15 protein-coding genes are annotated in these 14,609 nt (G+C 72.3%); 6 read left to right on the forward strand and 9 right to left on the reverse strand.

The window, feature by feature from the left end:
* Positions 1-5: 5 nt before the first annotated feature.
* The 7 genes from O1G22_RS35765 to O1G22_RS35795 form a co-directional block, all read right to left on the reverse strand.
* The gene (locus O1G22_RS35765; protein ID WP_225098916.1) at positions 6-1,220 is read right to left on the reverse strand and encodes a cytochrome P450; all 1,215 of its coding nucleotides are present in this window, start codon (positions 1,218-1,220) and stop codon (positions 6-8) included.
* Between the two features lie 7 nt (positions 1,221-1,227).
* Complete coding sequence (locus tag O1G22_RS35770) at positions 1,228-2,340, reverse strand: type III polyketide synthase (RefSeq protein ID WP_270086631.1); 1,113 nt, start codon at positions 2,338-2,340, stop codon at positions 1,228-1,230.
* A gap of 310 nt (positions 2,341-2,650) precedes the next feature.
* Entirely contained in the window at positions 2,651-2,884 is a 234-nt protein-coding gene (locus tag O1G22_RS35775) for a DUF6213 family protein (protein ID WP_225098918.1), read from the reverse strand.
* A 25-nt stretch (positions 2,885-2,909) separates the two neighbouring features.
* Positions 2,910-4,295 (reverse strand): NADP-dependent succinic semialdehyde dehydrogenase, encoded by a 1,386-nt coding sequence (locus tag O1G22_RS35780; RefSeq protein ID WP_270085082.1) that lies wholly within the window; start codon positions 4,293-4,295, stop codon positions 2,910-2,912.
* Between the two features lie 75 nt (positions 4,296-4,370).
* Positions 4,371-4,844 (reverse strand): NUDIX hydrolase, encoded by a 474-nt coding sequence (locus O1G22_RS35785; RefSeq protein WP_270085083.1) that lies wholly within the window; start codon positions 4,842-4,844, stop codon positions 4,371-4,373.
* Positions 4,841-6,379, reverse strand: a complete 1,539-nt coding sequence (locus tag O1G22_RS35790; RefSeq protein ID WP_270085084.1) for an ATP-dependent DNA ligase — start codon at positions 6,377-6,379, stop codon at positions 4,841-4,843. Before O1G22_RS35790 ends, O1G22_RS35785 begins: the two co-directional genes overlap by 4 nt.
* 219 nt (positions 6,380-6,598) lie before the next feature.
* Positions 6,599-7,543 carry an NAD(P)/FAD-dependent oxidoreductase gene (locus O1G22_RS35795; protein WP_270085085.1) on the reverse strand — a complete coding sequence of 315 codons (945 nt, stop codon included), beginning with the start codon at positions 7,541-7,543 and terminating at the stop codon, positions 6,599-6,601.
* A 64-nt stretch (positions 7,544-7,607) separates the two neighbouring features.
* Between O1G22_RS35795 and O1G22_RS35800 the strand changes: the two genes are divergently transcribed.
* From O1G22_RS35800 to O1G22_RS35825, 6 genes are all read left to right on the forward strand, one after another.
* The gene (locus tag O1G22_RS35800; protein WP_270085086.1) at positions 7,608-8,183 is read left to right on the forward strand and encodes a helix-turn-helix domain-containing protein; all 576 of its coding nucleotides are present in this window, start codon (positions 7,608-7,610) and stop codon (positions 8,181-8,183) included.
* A gap of 97 nt (positions 8,184-8,280) precedes the next feature.
* A complete protein-coding gene (locus tag O1G22_RS35805) occupies positions 8,281-9,246 on the forward strand; it encodes an NADPH:quinone oxidoreductase family protein (RefSeq protein ID WP_270085087.1) in 966 nt (321 codons plus the stop codon).
* Positions 9,243-10,424, forward strand: coding sequence for an acyl-CoA dehydrogenase family protein (locus O1G22_RS35810; protein WP_270085088.1), 1,182 nt, complete (start codon positions 9,243-9,245; stop codon positions 10,422-10,424). Before O1G22_RS35805 ends, O1G22_RS35810 begins: the two co-directional genes overlap by 4 nt.
* Entirely contained in the window at positions 10,421-11,494 is a 1,074-nt protein-coding gene (locus O1G22_RS35815) for an acyl-CoA dehydrogenase family protein (RefSeq protein ID WP_270085089.1), read from the forward strand. Before O1G22_RS35810 ends, O1G22_RS35815 begins: the two co-directional genes overlap by 4 nt.
* 161 nt (positions 11,495-11,655) lie before the next feature.
* Positions 11,656-12,519 (forward strand): phosphatidylinositol-specific phospholipase C/glycerophosphodiester phosphodiesterase family protein, encoded by an 864-nt coding sequence (locus O1G22_RS35820; RefSeq protein ID WP_270085090.1) that lies wholly within the window; start codon positions 11,656-11,658, stop codon positions 12,517-12,519.
* 101 nt (positions 12,520-12,620) lie between these two features.
* Positions 12,621-12,815, forward strand: a complete 195-nt coding sequence (locus O1G22_RS35825) for a hypothetical protein (RefSeq protein ID WP_270085091.1) — start codon at positions 12,621-12,623, stop codon at positions 12,813-12,815.
* An 11-nt stretch (positions 12,816-12,826) separates the two neighbouring features.
* Here O1G22_RS35825 and O1G22_RS35830 read toward each other — a convergent pair whose 3' ends face one another.
* Positions 12,827-14,017 (reverse strand): phosphodiester glycosidase family protein, encoded by a 1,191-nt coding sequence (locus O1G22_RS35830; RefSeq protein WP_270085092.1) that lies wholly within the window; start codon positions 14,015-14,017, stop codon positions 12,827-12,829.
* A 131-nt stretch (positions 14,018-14,148) separates the two neighbouring features.
* Positions 14,149-14,508, reverse strand: a complete 360-nt coding sequence (locus O1G22_RS35835; protein WP_225098930.1) for a DUF779 domain-containing protein — start codon at positions 14,506-14,508, stop codon at positions 14,149-14,151.
* Positions 14,509-14,609: the final 101 nt, after the last annotated feature.

A 14,609-nucleotide genomic window follows, 5' to 3' on the forward strand; every position in this document is an offset into this window, starting at 1 on the left:
CCCGCTCACCAGGTCACCGGTACGGCCTCGGGACCCCGGATCAGCGCGCCCTTCTTGAAGGGCACCTGCTCCGGCGGGACGGCCAGTCTGAGGCCCGGAATCCGGTCCAGCAGGGCGTCCACCATGAGTTCCTCCTCCAGCCGGGCCAGCATGTTGCCGGGGCAGAAGTGCGGGCCGAAACCGAAGGAGACATGGGGGTTGGGACTGCGCGAGAAGTCGATCGTCTCCGGGTCGGGGAAGACGTCCGGGTCGCGGTTGGCGGCCAGGTAGGAGTTGTACACCGCGTCGCCCGCGCGGATCCGCACGCCCCGGATCTCCACGTCCACCAGGGCGATGCGGGACAGGCCGACCGCGTTGCGGTGCGGGATCCAGCGCAGGAGCTCGTCGATCGCCTTCGGGCGGATCTCCGGCTCCGCGCGCAGCCGGTCCACCAGGTCGGGGCGGGTCAGCAGCAGATAGAACATCTGGCCGCTGTTGTTGGTGACCGCCTCGCCGCCGATCTGGAGCAGCCCGGCCAGCCCGACCGCCTCCTCCAGGGTGATCTCACCCCGGCCGACCGCGGCGCCGAGCAGCGAGGTGACATCCTCGCCCGTGCTGTTCTCGCGCAGCCCGATCAGGTCGGAGAAGTAGGCGGCCATCTCCCGCTTGGCCTTCTCGCTGACCTCCTTGCCGTTCGAGGAGGACAGGATGAGCTGCGTCCAGGTGTGCATGACGTGCCGGTCGGCGGCCGGGACGCCCATCATCTCGCAGATCACCGCGATCGGGAACGGGCTGAGGATCGTGGCCGTGAGATCGGCCGGCGGGCCGTCCTGGAGGAGTTCGTCGATCAGCTCGTCCAGCATGGCCCGGGCCTTCTCCCGGACCCGCTCCACGCCCTTGGTGGTGAACGCGGGCGCCACCGAGCGGCGCAGCCGGGTGTGGTCGGGCGGGTCGAGGAAGCCGACCGCTCCCGGGTCCGGGATGAAGTGCGGGGCCAGCCGGGTGACCGGCTTGTCCATGACGGCCTCGCGGCTGAAGCGGGCGTCGTTGGTCACCATGCGTACGTCGTCGTACCGGGTCACCAGCCACGCCCAGCCCTCGCCGTTGGGCAACTGGATGCGGGTGACCGGTCCCTCGCTCATCAGCTCTCTCAGCACCGGGTCGAAGTCCGTCCCGGTCAGATCGAGCGCCGGCCAGTGCCGGATCGGGGGCAGGGTCTCGGTGAGCGTCTCTTCCGTCATGCCGTACTCATGCCGTTTCTCGGTCGGAGCCGCGCCAGCGGCCCAGCGCCATTTCCGCGGTGATGCCGGGTCCGAACCCGGCGAGCAGCCCGCGTGCCCGGTGCTCGGCGCCGCCCTCGTCGAACATCCGGCGCAGCGCGTCCAGCACGACGCCGGAGGCGATGTTGCCGTACTCGGTGAGGGTGGCCCGGCTGAACCGGAACGCGTGCGGGTCGACCTGGAGGAACTTGCTCAGGTCGTCGAGGATGCGCGGCCCGCCCGCGTGGACGATGTAGAAGTCCAGGTCGGACGCGTCCCAGCCGTGCAGGCCCGCGAGGTCCTGCAGCGCCGGGGCGAGCGGCTCCATGGTGGCCGGCACCCGCTTGTCGAGCAGGAAGTGGAAGCCGGTCGCACGGACGTCGTACATGATCCACTCTTCGGTCTTCGGGATCAGGTACGAGCCGTTGCGCTCCAGCTCGATGCCGGTGCCGCCCGTGCCGCGGACCACGGCGGCGGCTATGCCGTCACCGAACAGGCCGTTGGAGAGCAGCGAGCCGACGCCCAGGTCGGTGGGCTGGTAGCACAGCGAGCAGAACTCGCAGGCCACGATGAGCGCGTTGCTGTCGGGGTAGGCCGAGCAGAAGTCGTGGGCGCGGTTGATCGCCGCGCCGCCGGCCGCGCAGCCCAGCTGGGCTATGGGCAGCTGTCGTGTGGTGGGGTCGAAGTCCATTTCGTTGATCAGCCACGCCGTGAGCGAGGGCATCATGAAGCCCGTGCACGAGACGTAGATGATCACGTCGATGTCGGTGGTGAGGAGTTCCGCGTCGTCGAGCGCCCGCTGGATCACCGCGGGGACCCGGGCCTTCGCCTCGGCCTCGTAGAGCTTGTTGCGCTCCTCGAAGCCGGGGTGCTTGAGGGTCTCCTCGATGGGCTGCACGATGTGCCGGGTCTTGACGCCCGTGTTCGCGATCAGCCGTAGCGCGAGCGGCAGTTGTGGATGATCCGCGTGGCGGGAGCGCGCCAGCTCCAGCGTCTCCTCCATCGTGATCACGTGTTCCGGAACCGACACCGCCGGTCTGCACAAAGTCGCCATGAACCGTGCCTGCTTTCGCCGTCCGGAAGGCCTTCGCCCGCCGGTCAGAAGGTGGTTCACCTCAGGAGGTGGTCCACCCACGATCACCCGTCAGGGCGGCGATCTCTCGCCGGACTACTCCAGACCGGGGACACCCTGTCGGGGTCGGAGAAGAAGCCGCACGTCGCGCGGGGGAGAACAGCGCGACGGACAGGGTGATCCCGGCCGGCCGCCGGGCCCTCGACGGACGCGGTTCCGACCTGACGGCCGACGGACGGCGTCGGTGCGGGCAGCGATCGGCGGTGCAGGTTCTGGGCAGCCCTGAGCGTGGCCGCGACGAGTCACAGCGCACCTGCACCCGGTACGGGGTCGAAATCCCCTACGGCGTCCCACTGCTGTGCGCGATGCACGCCACGTCGATACGATCCGCGAGCTTGGCCAGCTCGATGGTGAGCGCGGCGACCGTGTCCTCGTCCAGCCCCTGCTCCCCGGCCTCCACAAGCCGCAGCCACCGCCCGCCCACGGTCCGCAGCAACCTGCTCACATCGGCGGCAGCCACCTGCAAGGTCCCGCGGTCGTCGACGATCAGAGGCAGAGTCACTTCGCGGTTCACAAATGGGATGGTAGCCCCGCAGCGCTCACAGCCCCTGCCAAACGGTGGTGATGTTGCAGAACTCCCGGATTCCGTGCCCGGACAGCTCACGGCCGTACCCCGAGCGCTTGACACCGCCGAACGGGAACGCCGGGTGGGAGGCGGTCATCCCGTTGACGAACACCGAACCGGCCTCCAGATCGCGGGCGAACCGCGCCACCTCGTGCTCGTCCCGCGTCCACACGTTGGAACTCAGCCCGAACGGCGAGTCGTTGGCGATGAGCAGCGCCTCGTCCAGGTCACCGGCCCGGTACAGCGTGGCCACCGGGCCGAACGCCTCCTCCCGGTGGATGCGCATGTCCCGGTGGATGCCGGCGAGCACGGTCGGCGGGTAGTACCAGCCCGGCCCGTCCGGCCGCTGCCCCCCGCACAGCACCTCGGCCCCGCCGCGCCGGGCGTCGTCGACCAGTTCCTCCAGATCGGCGCGCCCCTGCTCGGAGGAGAGCGGCCCGACCTCGGTGTCCTCCTCCAGCGGGTCGCCGACCTTGAGCGCCTTCATGCCCGCGACGAACCTCTCGGCGAAGGCGTCGTACACGTCCGTGTGCACGATGAACCGCTTCGCGGCGATACACGACTGCCCGTTGTTCTGCACGCGCGCGGTGACGGCGACCTCGGCGGCCCGGTCCACGTCGGCGGAGGGCAGCACGATGTACGGGTCGCTGCCGCCGAGCTCCAGCACCGTCTTCTTGACCATCTCACCGGCCGTGGAGGCGACCGCCCGGCCCGCGGGCTCACTGCCCGTCAGGGTGGCCGCCTTCACCCGCTCGTCGCGCAGGATGTCGTCCACCGCGCCCGCCCCGATCAGCAGCGTCTGGAAGCAGCCCTCCGTGAAGCCCGCCCGGTGGAACAGGTCCTCCAGGTACAGGGCCGTCTGGGGCACGTTGGAGGCGTGTTTGAGCAGGCCCACGTTGCCCGCCATCAGCGCGGGCGCCGCGAACCGTACGACCTGCCAGAGCGGGAAGTTCCACGGCATGACCGCGAGCACCGGTCCGAGTGGCCGGTAGCGCACCCGGACCCGGGACGCCCCGGAGTCCTCGGCGTCCGAGGCGGCGGGCTCCTCGTCGGCCAGCAGGGCCTCGGCGTGCCCGGCGTACCAGCGCATCGCCTTCGCGCACTTCGCGGCCTCCGCGCGTGCCTGCCTGACCGGCTTGCCCATCTCCAGGGTCATGGTCCGGGCGATCTCCGGCTGGTCCTCGTCCAGCAGATCGGCGGCCTTGTCCATCAGGCGGGCCCGCTCGGCGAACGTGGTCGTCCGGTACGTGCGGAACGTGGCCTCGGCGAGCTGGAGCCGGCGCTGAAGCTCCTCCTCGCCCATGGGCTCGTACGTCTTGAGCGTCTCGCCGTTCGCCGGGTTCACCGTCGCGATGGGCATGGCTGACCTCCCTGGGAGCGGGCTTGTCTCGACCTTCGCGCGCGGGCGTGCTGTCCGCAACGCGTGAGCGCCTCCTCAGCCCGAGTGCTCCGCCAGCCGGTCGAGAAACGCCGCCTGCGCGCTGATGATCAGCTCCCGGGCCCGGTCGAGGCCCAGCCACGCCACCCGGTCCAGCTCGGGGAACTCCTGCACCCGGCCGGACCTCGGCGGCCACTCCATGGTGAAGCTGCCGGGGTCGAAACCCGACAGGTCCAGGTCCGCCGCCACCGCCCACGCCGTGACGATCTTTCCGCCCCGCTGCACGACGTCGCCCAGCGGTACGGCCTCCCCGTCGGGCGGTGCCAGCCCCAGCTCCTCCCGGAACTCGCGCCGGGCCGCCTCCAAGGCGGGCTCGTCGGGTGCGTACTCGCCCTTGGGGACCGTCCACGCCCCCGCGTCCTTCTTCGCCCACAGCGGGCCACCCATATGGCCCAGCAGCACCTGAAGTCCCTCGTCGGTGTGCCGGAACACCAGCAGTCCCGCGCTGCGCTTCGTCGCACGCGCCGTCACGGTGTGACCTCCGGGTGGGCCGCCAGCAGGGCCTCCACCGTATCGGCCTCCTCGGGCCGTTTGTCCTCGCGGTAGCGGACCACGCGGGCGAAGCGCAGGGTGACGCCGGCCGGGTAGCGGGAGGAGCGCTGCAGGCCGTCGTACGCGATCTCCACGACGAGTTCGGGGCGGACCCGGACCACCCAGCCGTCGTCCTCGACGGCCAGCTCCCGCAGCCGCTTCGTCTGCCAGGCGAGCATCACGTCGGTCATGCCCTTGAAGGTCTTGCCCAGCATGGCGAAGCCGCCGTCGGCGGTGCGGGCGCCCAGGTGGAGGTTGGAGAGCTTGCCGGTGCGGCGGCCGTGGCCCCACTCGGCGGCCAGCACCACCAGGTCGAGGGTGTGCACGGGCTTGACCTTCAGCCACGCGGCGCCGCGCCGGCCCGCGCTGTAGGGAGCGGCCAGCGCCTTCACCATCACGCCCTCGTGCCCGCGGGCCAGCGTCTCGGCGAGGAAGCGTTCCGCCTCCGCGATGTCCTTCGGTCCCCGCGCCACCGTACGACGCACCCGCATCGGCTCGGGCACCAGCCGCGCCAGCTCCGCGTGCCGCTCGGCGAACGGCAGGTCCAGCAGATCGCGGCCGGCGACGGCCAGGACGTCGAAGAAGACGGGGGAGACCGGGACCTGGCCCGCCGCCTTCGCCACGTCCGTGCGCGACCCGACCCGGCCCGCGGTCTCCTGGAAGGAGCGCGGGCGGCCGTCCGCGCCGAAGGAGATCACCTCGCCGTCCAGGACGAACTGATCAGCCGCCAACTCCCGTGCAATGGCGGTCACTTCGGGCATCCGGTCGGTGATGTCGTCCAGGGTGCGGGTGTGCACGCGGACCGCGTCGCCGTCCCGGTGGACCTGCACCCGGATGCCGTCCAGCTTCTCCTCCACCGCGCAGGCGCCCAGCTTGCGCACCGCCTCGGCGACCGAGGACGCGCTCTGCGCCAGCATCGGCAGCACCGGCCGGCCGACGGTGAGCCCGAACCGCTCCAGCGCCCCCGGCCCCTCGGCGAGCAGCGCCCGGGCGACCGTCTGCAGCGAACCGGCGAGCATCACCGCCCGCCGCACGCGGGCCGGGTCCGCGCCGGTGGCCCGGGCGAGGCCCTCCACCGCGACCGCGTCCAGCGCGCCCTGCCGGACCTCGCCGGTGAGCAGCCCGCGCAGAAAGCGCTGCTCCTCCTCGGTGGCCGCACCCATCAGCGCGCCGACGATCCGGGTCCGCTCCGCCTGCGCGCCCGGCCCGGAGACCGCGCCCAGCTCGGTGAGCAGGGCGTCGACCTCCTGGACGGTGAGGGCGGGCCCGGCGGCCGGCGGCACGGCGCGGCTCAGCACCCTCCAGCCGACACCGATCCGCCCCTGCGGCAGCCGTCCGGCCAGATACGGGATGACGATCGGCACGTCGTCCGCCGCCGCGTCCCGGAACAGCTCCGCGAGCAACTCCGTCTTACGGGACCGGGCCGCCGCCGCGGCGACGTCCCGGGACACCTGGGCGAGCCGGGCAAACAGCATGGAGCCATGGTCCACCAGGGACCGGACGGCTACACCTCGGCCCGTGCACCGAGGTCCGCCATCAGCAGCTCCCCGTTGATCGCCGCGGTTGCGCTCCGCCGGGCGGGCCGCGGTGTGTCGGCGTTCGTCTGCGGCGTCATCGTGGCCGGTCACGCCCACGCGGCGGTAGCCGCATGTCAGACACGGCCCGCGCCCCTTCGGGGCGCTGTACCCGCGCCGTTACACGCTGACCGCCTCGTCGAGGTCCGCCATCAGCAGCTCCCCGTTGATCGCCGCCCCCGCCCGGTACCCGCGGCTGGCCGCGTTGATCACCTGTTCGGCGAAGCCGCTCGCGTTGCCCGCCGCCCAGAGGCCGGGCACGGTCGTCAGTCCGCGTTCGTCGATCACCGGGTAGCTGCCGAACGGGGTCTCGCGCAGCTCGGCGCCCAGCCGCACGAGGAGGTCGTTGCGGGGTACGGCGCGCGGGGCGGTGTAGAGCACTTCGCGGTCGTGGACCGTGCCGTCCGCCAGCCGGACCCCCGTGAGCCGGTCGCCGGTGACGACGAGTCCCGCCACCTCGCCGGGCACGATCGCGACCCCGGCGGCGGCCAGCCGGCGCAGATCGCCGTCCGTCAGCTCCGACTCGCTCACCTGGTGCAGGAAGAACCGCACGTCCTTCGTCCACTGGGTCACCATCAGCGCCTGGTGCACACTCAGCGGCGAGGTCGCGAGCACGCCGGTCGGCAGGTCGCGGACCTCCCAGCCGTGGCAGTACGGGCAGTGCACCACGTCCCGGCCGAATCGGTCGGCCAGCCCCGGGACCTCGGGCAGTTCGTCCGTCAGGCCGGTGGCGATCACCAGCTGACGCGCCCGTACCGTCCGGCCACCGGCGAGCCGCGCCGTGAAGCCTTTCCCGTCCCGGGCCGCGTCCACCACCCGGTCCCGGACCAGCTCCACGCCGTACCGGGCGATCTCCGCACGGCCGGCCGCCAGGAACTCGGCCGGGGACATGCCGTCGCGGGACAGATAGCCCTGCATGTGGGCGCTCGGCGCGTTGCGCGGCTCGCCGGCGTCGACGACCAGGGTGCGGCGCCGGGCCCGGCCGAGGACCAGTGCGGCGGACAGCCCGGCGGCTCCGCCTCCGACGACGACCACTTCGTACGCGTACCTGTTGTTCTCGGTCATGTCGCGACCGTGGCTCGATCGCCGCGGTATTGACAAATGTATTTGCCGTTTCTGCAATAGAGGCATGAGCACTGACGACGTACTGGCGGAGGTGGGCGCCCGGCTGCGCCGCATCCGCAAGGAGCGGGAGGTGACCCTGGCCGCGCTGTCGGAGGCGACCGGGATCTCCGTGAGCACGCTGTCCCGGCTGGAGTCCGGCCTGCGCAAGCCCAGCCTGGAGCTGCTGCTGCCGATCGCCCAGGCGCATCAGGTGCCGCTGGACGAACTGGTCGGCGCGCCGCCGGTGGGGGATCCGAGGGTGCGGGCCAAGCCGATCGTGCGCGGCGGGCGCACCCACTGGCCGCTGACCCGCCAGCCCGGCGGCCTGCAGGCCTTCAAGGTGCTCGAACCGCAGCGCAAGCAGGAGCCCGACCCGCGCACCCACGAGGGTTACGAGTGGCTGTACGTGCTCTCGGGCCGGCTCCGGCTGGTCCTCGGCGAGCACGACGTGGTGCTGGCGGCGGGGGAGGCCGCCGAGTTCGACACGCGCGTGCCGCACTGGTTCGGGTCGACGGGGGAGGGGCCGGTGGAGTTCCTCAGCCTGTTCGGGCCCCAGGGGGAGCGGATGCACGTACGGGCCCGGCCGACGTCCCGGAAGTGACGCAGTTCCCTCGCGGGCGACTGTTCCCTGATCGGCAAGCGACCGCTTAGTATGCCGTCGGACCCGGTCAGACGAAGCAGTCCCGTGGAGGCCCCGCATGCAGGCATGGCAAGTGCACGAGAACGGCGAGCCGAGTGAGGTGATGCGCCTCGCGGAGGTGGACCCGCCCACGCCCGGCGACGGCCAGGTGCTGCTGCGGGTGCGCGCCGCCAACATCAACTTCCCGGACGCCCTGCTGTGCCGGGGCCAGTACCAGGTCCGCCCCCCGCTGCCGTTCACGCCCGGCGTGGAGATCTGCGGCGAGACCGAGGACGGCCGCCGGGTGATCGCCAACCCCGCGCTGCCGTACGGCGGTTTCGCCGAGTACGCCCTCGCCGACGCCCGCGCCCTGCTGCCCGCGCCCGAGTCGCTGGACGACGCCGAGGCCGCCGCGCTGCACATCGGCTACCAGACGGGCTGGTTCGGCCTGCACCGCCGGGCACACATCGAGGCCGGGGAGACCCTGCTCGTGCACGCCGCCGCGGGTGGTGTCGGCAGCGCCGCCGTCCAGCTCGGCAAGGCGGCCGGAGCCACCGTGATCGGTGTCGTCGGCGGCGCGGACAAGGCCGCCGTCGCCCGTGAGCTGGGCTGTGACGTGGTCGTCGACCGCCGCAGCGAGGACGTGATCGCGGCCGTGAAGGAGGCCACCGGCGGCCGCGGCGCCGACGTCATCTACGACCCCGTCGGCGGCGAGGCCTACGCCCAGTCCGCCAAGCTGGTCGCCTTCGAGGGCCGGATCGTCGTCGTCGGCTTCGCCAGCGGCACCATCCCGAGCCCCGGCCTCAACCACGCCCTGGTGAAGAACTACTCGATCCTCGGCCTGCACTGGGGCCTGTACGCGACCAAGAACCCGAAGCTCATCCCGCACTGCCACGAGGAACTGACCGACCTGGCCGCCCGGGGCGCGATCAAGCCCCTGGTGAGCGAGCGGGTACCGCTGATCGAGGCCGCCCGGGCCGTGCAGAAGGTGGCGGACGGCCGGTCCACCGGCCGGATCGCCGTGGTGATGGAGGGAGCAGCATGACCGACGCCGACGAACTGGTCCGCCGTACACGCGAGTTGCTCGACCAGAACCCGCCCGCGAGCACCGACCGGCTGGAGTTCCTGCGGGCCCGCTTCGACGCCGGTCTCGCCTGGGTGCACTACCCGGAGGGCCTCGGCGGACTGGGCGCCCCCCGCCACCTCCAGGTCGTCGTGGACGCCGAGCTGGAGGCCGCCGGCGCCCCCGACAACGACGCGCGCCGCAACGGCATCGGGCTCGGCATGGCTGCCCCGACCATCCTCAAGTACGGCACCGAGGAGCAGAAGCAGCGCTTTCTGCGGCCGCTGTGGACGGGGGAGGAGGTCTGGTGCCAGCTGTTCAGCGAGCCCGGCGCCGGCTCCGACCTCGCCGCGCTCGGCACCCGGGCCGTCCGGGAAGGCGACACCTGGGTCGTCAACGGGCAGAAGGTGTGGACGTCCGGCGCGCACAACGCCCGCTGGGCCATCCTCATCGCCCGCACCGACCCGGCCGTGCCCAAGCACGCGGGCATCACGTACTTCCTGTGCGACATGACCGACCCGGGCGTCGACGTCCGGCCACTGCGCCAGATCACCGGCGAGGCCGAGTTCAACGAGGTCTTCCTCACCGACGTCCGCATCCCCGACTCCCGCCGCCTCGGCGAGATCGGCGACGGCTGGCGGGTCGCCCAGACCACCCTCAACAACGAGCGCGTGGCCATCGGCGGCATGCGGCTGCCCCGCGAGGGCGGCATGATCGGCCCGGTCGCGAAGACCTGGCGCGAGCGTCCCGAGCTGCGCACCCACGACCTCCACCAGCGCCTGCTGAAGCTGTGGGTCGAGGCCGAGGTCTCGCGCCTCACCGCCGAGCGCCTGCGCCAGCAGCTCGTCGCCGGACAGCCCGGCCCCGAGGGCGCCGGCATGAAGCTCGCCTTCGCCCGCCTCAACCAGGAGATCAGCGGCCTGGAGGTCGAACTGCGGGGCGAGGAAGGCCTGTTGTACGACGACTGGACCATGCGCCGCCCCGAACTGGTCGACTTCACCGGCCGGGACGCCGGCTACCGCTATCTGCGCGCCAAGGGCAACAGCATCGAGGGCGGGACCAGCGAGGTCCTGCTGAACATCGTCGCCGAGCGCGTCCTCGGCCTGCCCGCCGAGCCGCGAACCGACAAGGACGTCGCCTGGAAGGACCTCGCCCGATGACCGATCTTCTCTACTCCGAGGAGGAAGAGGCGCTGCGGGCCGCCGTACGGGACCTGCTCACGGACCACTGCGCCCCGGCCGACGTCCTCGGCCGCGTCGAGTCGGACACCCCGCACGACCTCGCCCTGTGGAAGCAGCTCGCCGACGGCATGGGTCTGGCCGGCCTTCTGGTGCCCGAGGCACAGGGCGGCCAGGGCGCCTCGCATCGGGAAGTGGCCGTCGTCCTGGAGGAGTTGGGCCGCGCGGTCGCCCCCGTGCCCTACCTCACCAGTGCCGTCGTGGCCACCGAGGCCCTGCTGGCCTGCGGCGACGAGGAACTGCTGGGCCGCCTGGCCTCGGGGCGCACCATCGGCGCCCTCGCCGTCGGACTGCACACGGCACCGAGCGCCGCCTTCACGGCCGTGCGGCTCGAAAGCGGCGTCCTGCACGGCGAGTTGACCGGCATCGCCGACGCGGCCGTGGCCGACGTGCTGCTCGTCCCGGCCGACGACGGCGGCCTGTACGCCGTCACCGCCGACGCGGCGACCGTCACCCCGCAGGTCTCCTTCGACCTGACCCGCCCGCTGGCGACCGTACGGCTGGAGGGTGCCCCCGGCCGCCGTGTCGGCGACGCCGAACCGGCCGTACGACGGGCCCTGCGCGCTGCCGCCGGACTGCTCGCCTCCGAACAACTGGGCGTCGCCGACTGGGCGTTGACCGAGACGGTCCGCTACCTGAAGGAGCGCAAGCAGTTCAACCGGCCGGTCGGCGGCTTCCAGGCGCTCAAGCACCGGCTCGCCCAGCTGTGGCTGGAGACGGTCAACCTCCGGGCGGCCGCGCGCGCCGCCGCCGACGCGCTCGCCTCCGGCGAGGACGCGGAGATCTCCGTCGCCGTCGCCCAGGCATACGCGGCTCCCGTCGCCGTCCACGCCACGGAAGAGGCCGTGCAGCTGCACGCCGGTATCGGCATGACCTGGGAGCACCCGGCCCACCTGTATCTGAAGCGGGCCAAGGCGGACTCGATCGCCTACGGCACGGCGGGCGTGCACCGGGAGGCGCTGGCCGGGCTGGTCGACCTCCAGACACCCTGACGTCACCCGAGCGAAGCCCGCCCCGTCTGGGGCGGGCTTCTTCACGTGCCTGCTCCGCGGAGGTGAACAACGCGCCAACTCCCCGCGAGACAGCCTCCGTTGAGTGGAGAGTGCACGCATACTCTCCCCGGTCCCATCCGGCACCTCAAGGGAGGCAGAGCATGGCCCTCACCACCCGACGCAGAGCCCTCGGCACCCTCGGCGCCGCCCTCGCCGGCGCGGTCGCGCTGCCCGCGGCACAGGCCTGGGCGGGCGGTTCCCAGCGGGGTCCGCACCCGCTGTGGAACGCCCACGCCCACAACGACTACGAGCACCCGCATCCCCTGTTCGACGCGCTCGGCCACCGCTTCAACAGCGTCGAGGGCGACATCTTCCTCGTCGGCGACCAGCTTCTCATCGGTCACGACACCTCCGAGCTGGACCCGTCCCGCACCCTCGAATCCCTCTACCTCGACCCGCTGGCCGCGCTCGTGAAGGCCAACCACGGCTCGGTGTACCGGGGTTGGCGCAGGCCGCTGCAGCTCCTCATCGACATCAAGACCGAGGGCTCCTCGACCTACCTCGAACTCGACCGCCATCTGCGCCGCTACCCACACCTGTTCACCCGGTACGACCGCGGCCGTGTGCACCGCGGACCCGTCACCGCCGTCATCTCCGGCGACCGTGCCGCCCGGATCCCCATGGCGGCACAGGAAGAGCGGCGGGCCTTCTACGACGGCCGGCTCACCGACCTCGGCAGCACCGCCCCCGCCTCCTTCATCTCGCTGATCAGCGACAACTGGACCCAGAACTTCACCTGGACGGGGGCAGGCGCGTTCCCCGACGCCGAGCGGCAGAAGCTGCGTGGCATCACCGCCGCCGCGCACGCGCACGGGCAGCGGGTGCGGTTCTGGGCCACCCCGGACGCCGCGGGCCCGGCCCGCGACGCCCTGTGGACGGAACTGCTCTCCGCCGGCGTCGACTACCTCAACACCGACGACCTGGCCGGCGCGGAGACCTTCCTGGACGCCCACCCCTCCGCGTAACACCACACGATCGGGGGACACGTCAGCTGCCCGGACGAACCCTCCGCTACGCCACACTTGCGGCCGAACGCCGTCAAAGGGCGTGGCGGAGGAGGTTCCCGATGGCCGTTTCCATCTCTGTGGTGCTGTTGCTCATGATCCTGGCCGTGCTCTTCATGCGCAACGGCGGGCTGAAGATCTCCCACGCGCTGGTCTGCATGGTGCTCGGCTTCTTCCTGGCCGGCTCCAGCATGGCGCCCACCATCAGCAGCACGCTCACCGCGACCGCCGACCTGGTCAGCAGTCTGCGGCCCTGAGCCGTACGCCCTCACCGATCGGAGAAGACGCCGATGCCGTTCGCGACGGGACGCTCGGCGCCGCCGCTCGGATGGTTGCGGACGGTCACGGCGCGCGTGCCCGCGTTCCGGGTGACCAGCTCCGTCGAGCCGCCGCCGTCGAGGTTGAACGCGTCGGACGCGCCCAGCGAGCGCATGGTGGCCGCCTCCTCCGCGACCGTCATCCCGGTGCGATAGGCGGCGGCGCCGTCCAGTGCGAGGATCAGCATCTGCCGTCCGCCGTCCTTGAAGCCCACGACCGTGCGCACCGCCGAGGTGCCGTCGTCCAGGCCGGACAGCGCCGTGCCGTCGCGCAGCACCGGGAAGCCGCCGATCGCGAACGCGTACGGCACCCCGGACGACGCCGCCACCAGGGTGTGCGTGACCGTCACCGCGTCCCCGACACCGAGCTTGCGCAAGCGCCGCGCGCCCTCCTCGCGGCCCAGCAGGACCGTGGTGCCCGCCGGGATCGAGCCACTGCCCGGGGTGTCCGCGGCCGAGACGACCCGGCCGTCCCGGACCTGCACCTCGTAGGTGTCGGTGCTGCACGACGCCGAGCGCCGGGTGTCCGTGCCGCAGACGGCGCGCTCGCGGGAGGCGCTGCCCCAGCGGGAGGTGAAGGCGCCGACGGAGTTCTCCGGCAGCGCGTACTGGTTCAGGCCCTTCAGGGTGAGCCGGCCCTCCGGGGTGGTGATGGTGCCGGCGAGGGAGAGCCGGTCCAGCCGGGCCCGCCCGTCCGTGCCGACACCGAAGACGTCCTGGGTGTTCGTCCCCTGGGGCAGCGTGGGCCCGAACCGCTGGCCGTCCGGCACCGCCGCCTTGAGCACGTGCCCGTCCGCGATCGCCGGTCCGACACTCGCGCCGGTGGCCTCCACACCCGGATGCTGCGTCTCGGTGATGTTGAAGAAGTCACCGTTGACCCCCGCGACCGCTCCGGCCGAGTCCGCCATCCGGGAGACGGTGGCCCGGGCCGCCACCGCGCCCGGGTACAGCAGATCGACGCGGACATGCGGATTGCCCAGGTCGACCGTGAGGAGATGGGCGTGCGCCGGGCCCGCGGCCGCGGCGACGTCGAACTGCCGGTAGGTGACCCCGGGCGCGATCCGCCGGCCCGCCGGTACGGCACCGGCCGGCGCCGCCCCCGCCAGGGCCGCACCGGCCAGCACTCCGAACGCAGTGACCACCGTGAGAACCGCTCTCGCCGCTGCCGTACGCCTGCTTCGTCCTGTCACCGTGCCCCCTGATGTCTCGTCAACTGTCCCTGCGACAAGGGCTTAGGGGGCAGTTGAGCAGACGGGGACGCACGGCGGGCCGACTAGGCGTCGACTACGCGAGAACGAGTGAGAAAACGCACCCCCTCGGGTGCCTCCAGCGAGAAGCCGCTGCCGCGCCCTGGTACGACGTCGACGATCAGCCGGGTGTGGCTCCACGCCTGGTACTGGCTGCGGGACATCCAGAAGGTGACCGGCTCCGCCACGCCGTCCACCGTCAGCTCCGCCAGCAGCACGTCCGAACCGCCGGTGCGGAACTCGCCGTCCGGGTAGCACATGGGCGCGCTGCCGTCACAGCAGCCGCCGGACTGGTGGAACATCAGCGGACCGTGCTCGGCGCGCAGCTTCCGCACCAGCTCCGCGGCCCGCGGGGTGAGTTCGACGCGGGGGACTACCTCTTCCATGGTCACCGTCCTGGAGAGCCGGGGGCGCGGGGGCGCCGGACCCGGTCCAGTCTCACGGCTCGTCACCGAGGCGTCCAGAAGGCGGTGTTGTGTCCCCCGAA

Source organism: Streptomyces camelliae (assembly GCF_027625935.1).
In the GTDB taxonomy this organism is placed as follows: domain Bacteria; phylum Actinomycetota; class Actinomycetes; order Streptomycetales; family Streptomycetaceae; genus Streptomyces; species Streptomyces camelliae.

What these genes read in the sequence shown, in the direction of transcription:
- O1G22_RS35765 (WP_225098916.1), bottom strand. Translation starts at nt 1,220, where the DNA reads ATGACGGAAGAGACGCTCACCGAGACCCTGCCCCCGATCCGGCACTGG.
- O1G22_RS35780 (WP_270085082.1), bottom strand. Translation starts at nt 4,295, where the DNA reads ATGCCCATCGCGACGGTGAACCCGGCGAACGGCGAGACGCTCAAGACG.
- O1G22_RS35790 (WP_270085084.1), bottom strand. Translation starts at nt 6,379, where the DNA reads ATGCTGTTTGCCCGGCTCGCCCAGGTGTCCCGGGACGTCGCCGCGGCG.
- O1G22_RS35795 (WP_270085085.1), bottom strand. Translation starts at nt 7,543, where the DNA reads ATGACCGAGAACAACAGGTACGCGTACGAAGTGGTCGTCGTCGGAGGC.
- O1G22_RS35800 (WP_270085086.1), top strand. Translation starts at nt 7,608, where the DNA reads ATGAGCACTGACGACGTACTGGCGGAGGTGGGCGCCCGGCTGCGCCGC.
- O1G22_RS35805 (WP_270085087.1), top strand. Translation starts at nt 8,281, where the DNA reads ATGCAGGCATGGCAAGTGCACGAGAACGGCGAGCCGAGTGAGGTGATG.
- O1G22_RS35810 (WP_270085088.1), top strand. Translation starts at nt 9,243, where the DNA reads ATGACCGACGCCGACGAACTGGTCCGCCGTACACGCGAGTTGCTCGAC.
- O1G22_RS35815 (WP_270085089.1), top strand. Translation starts at nt 10,421, where the DNA reads ATGACCGATCTTCTCTACTCCGAGGAGGAAGAGGCGCTGCGGGCCGCC.
- O1G22_RS35820 (WP_270085090.1), top strand. Translation starts at nt 11,656, where the DNA reads ATGGCCCTCACCACCCGACGCAGAGCCCTCGGCACCCTCGGCGCCGCC.
- O1G22_RS35825 (WP_270085091.1), top strand. Translation starts at nt 12,621, where the DNA reads ATGGCCGTTTCCATCTCTGTGGTGCTGTTGCTCATGATCCTGGCCGTG.
- O1G22_RS35835 (WP_225098930.1), bottom strand. Translation starts at nt 14,508, where the DNA reads ATGGAAGAGGTAGTCCCCCGCGTCGAACTCACCCCGCGGGCCGCGGAG.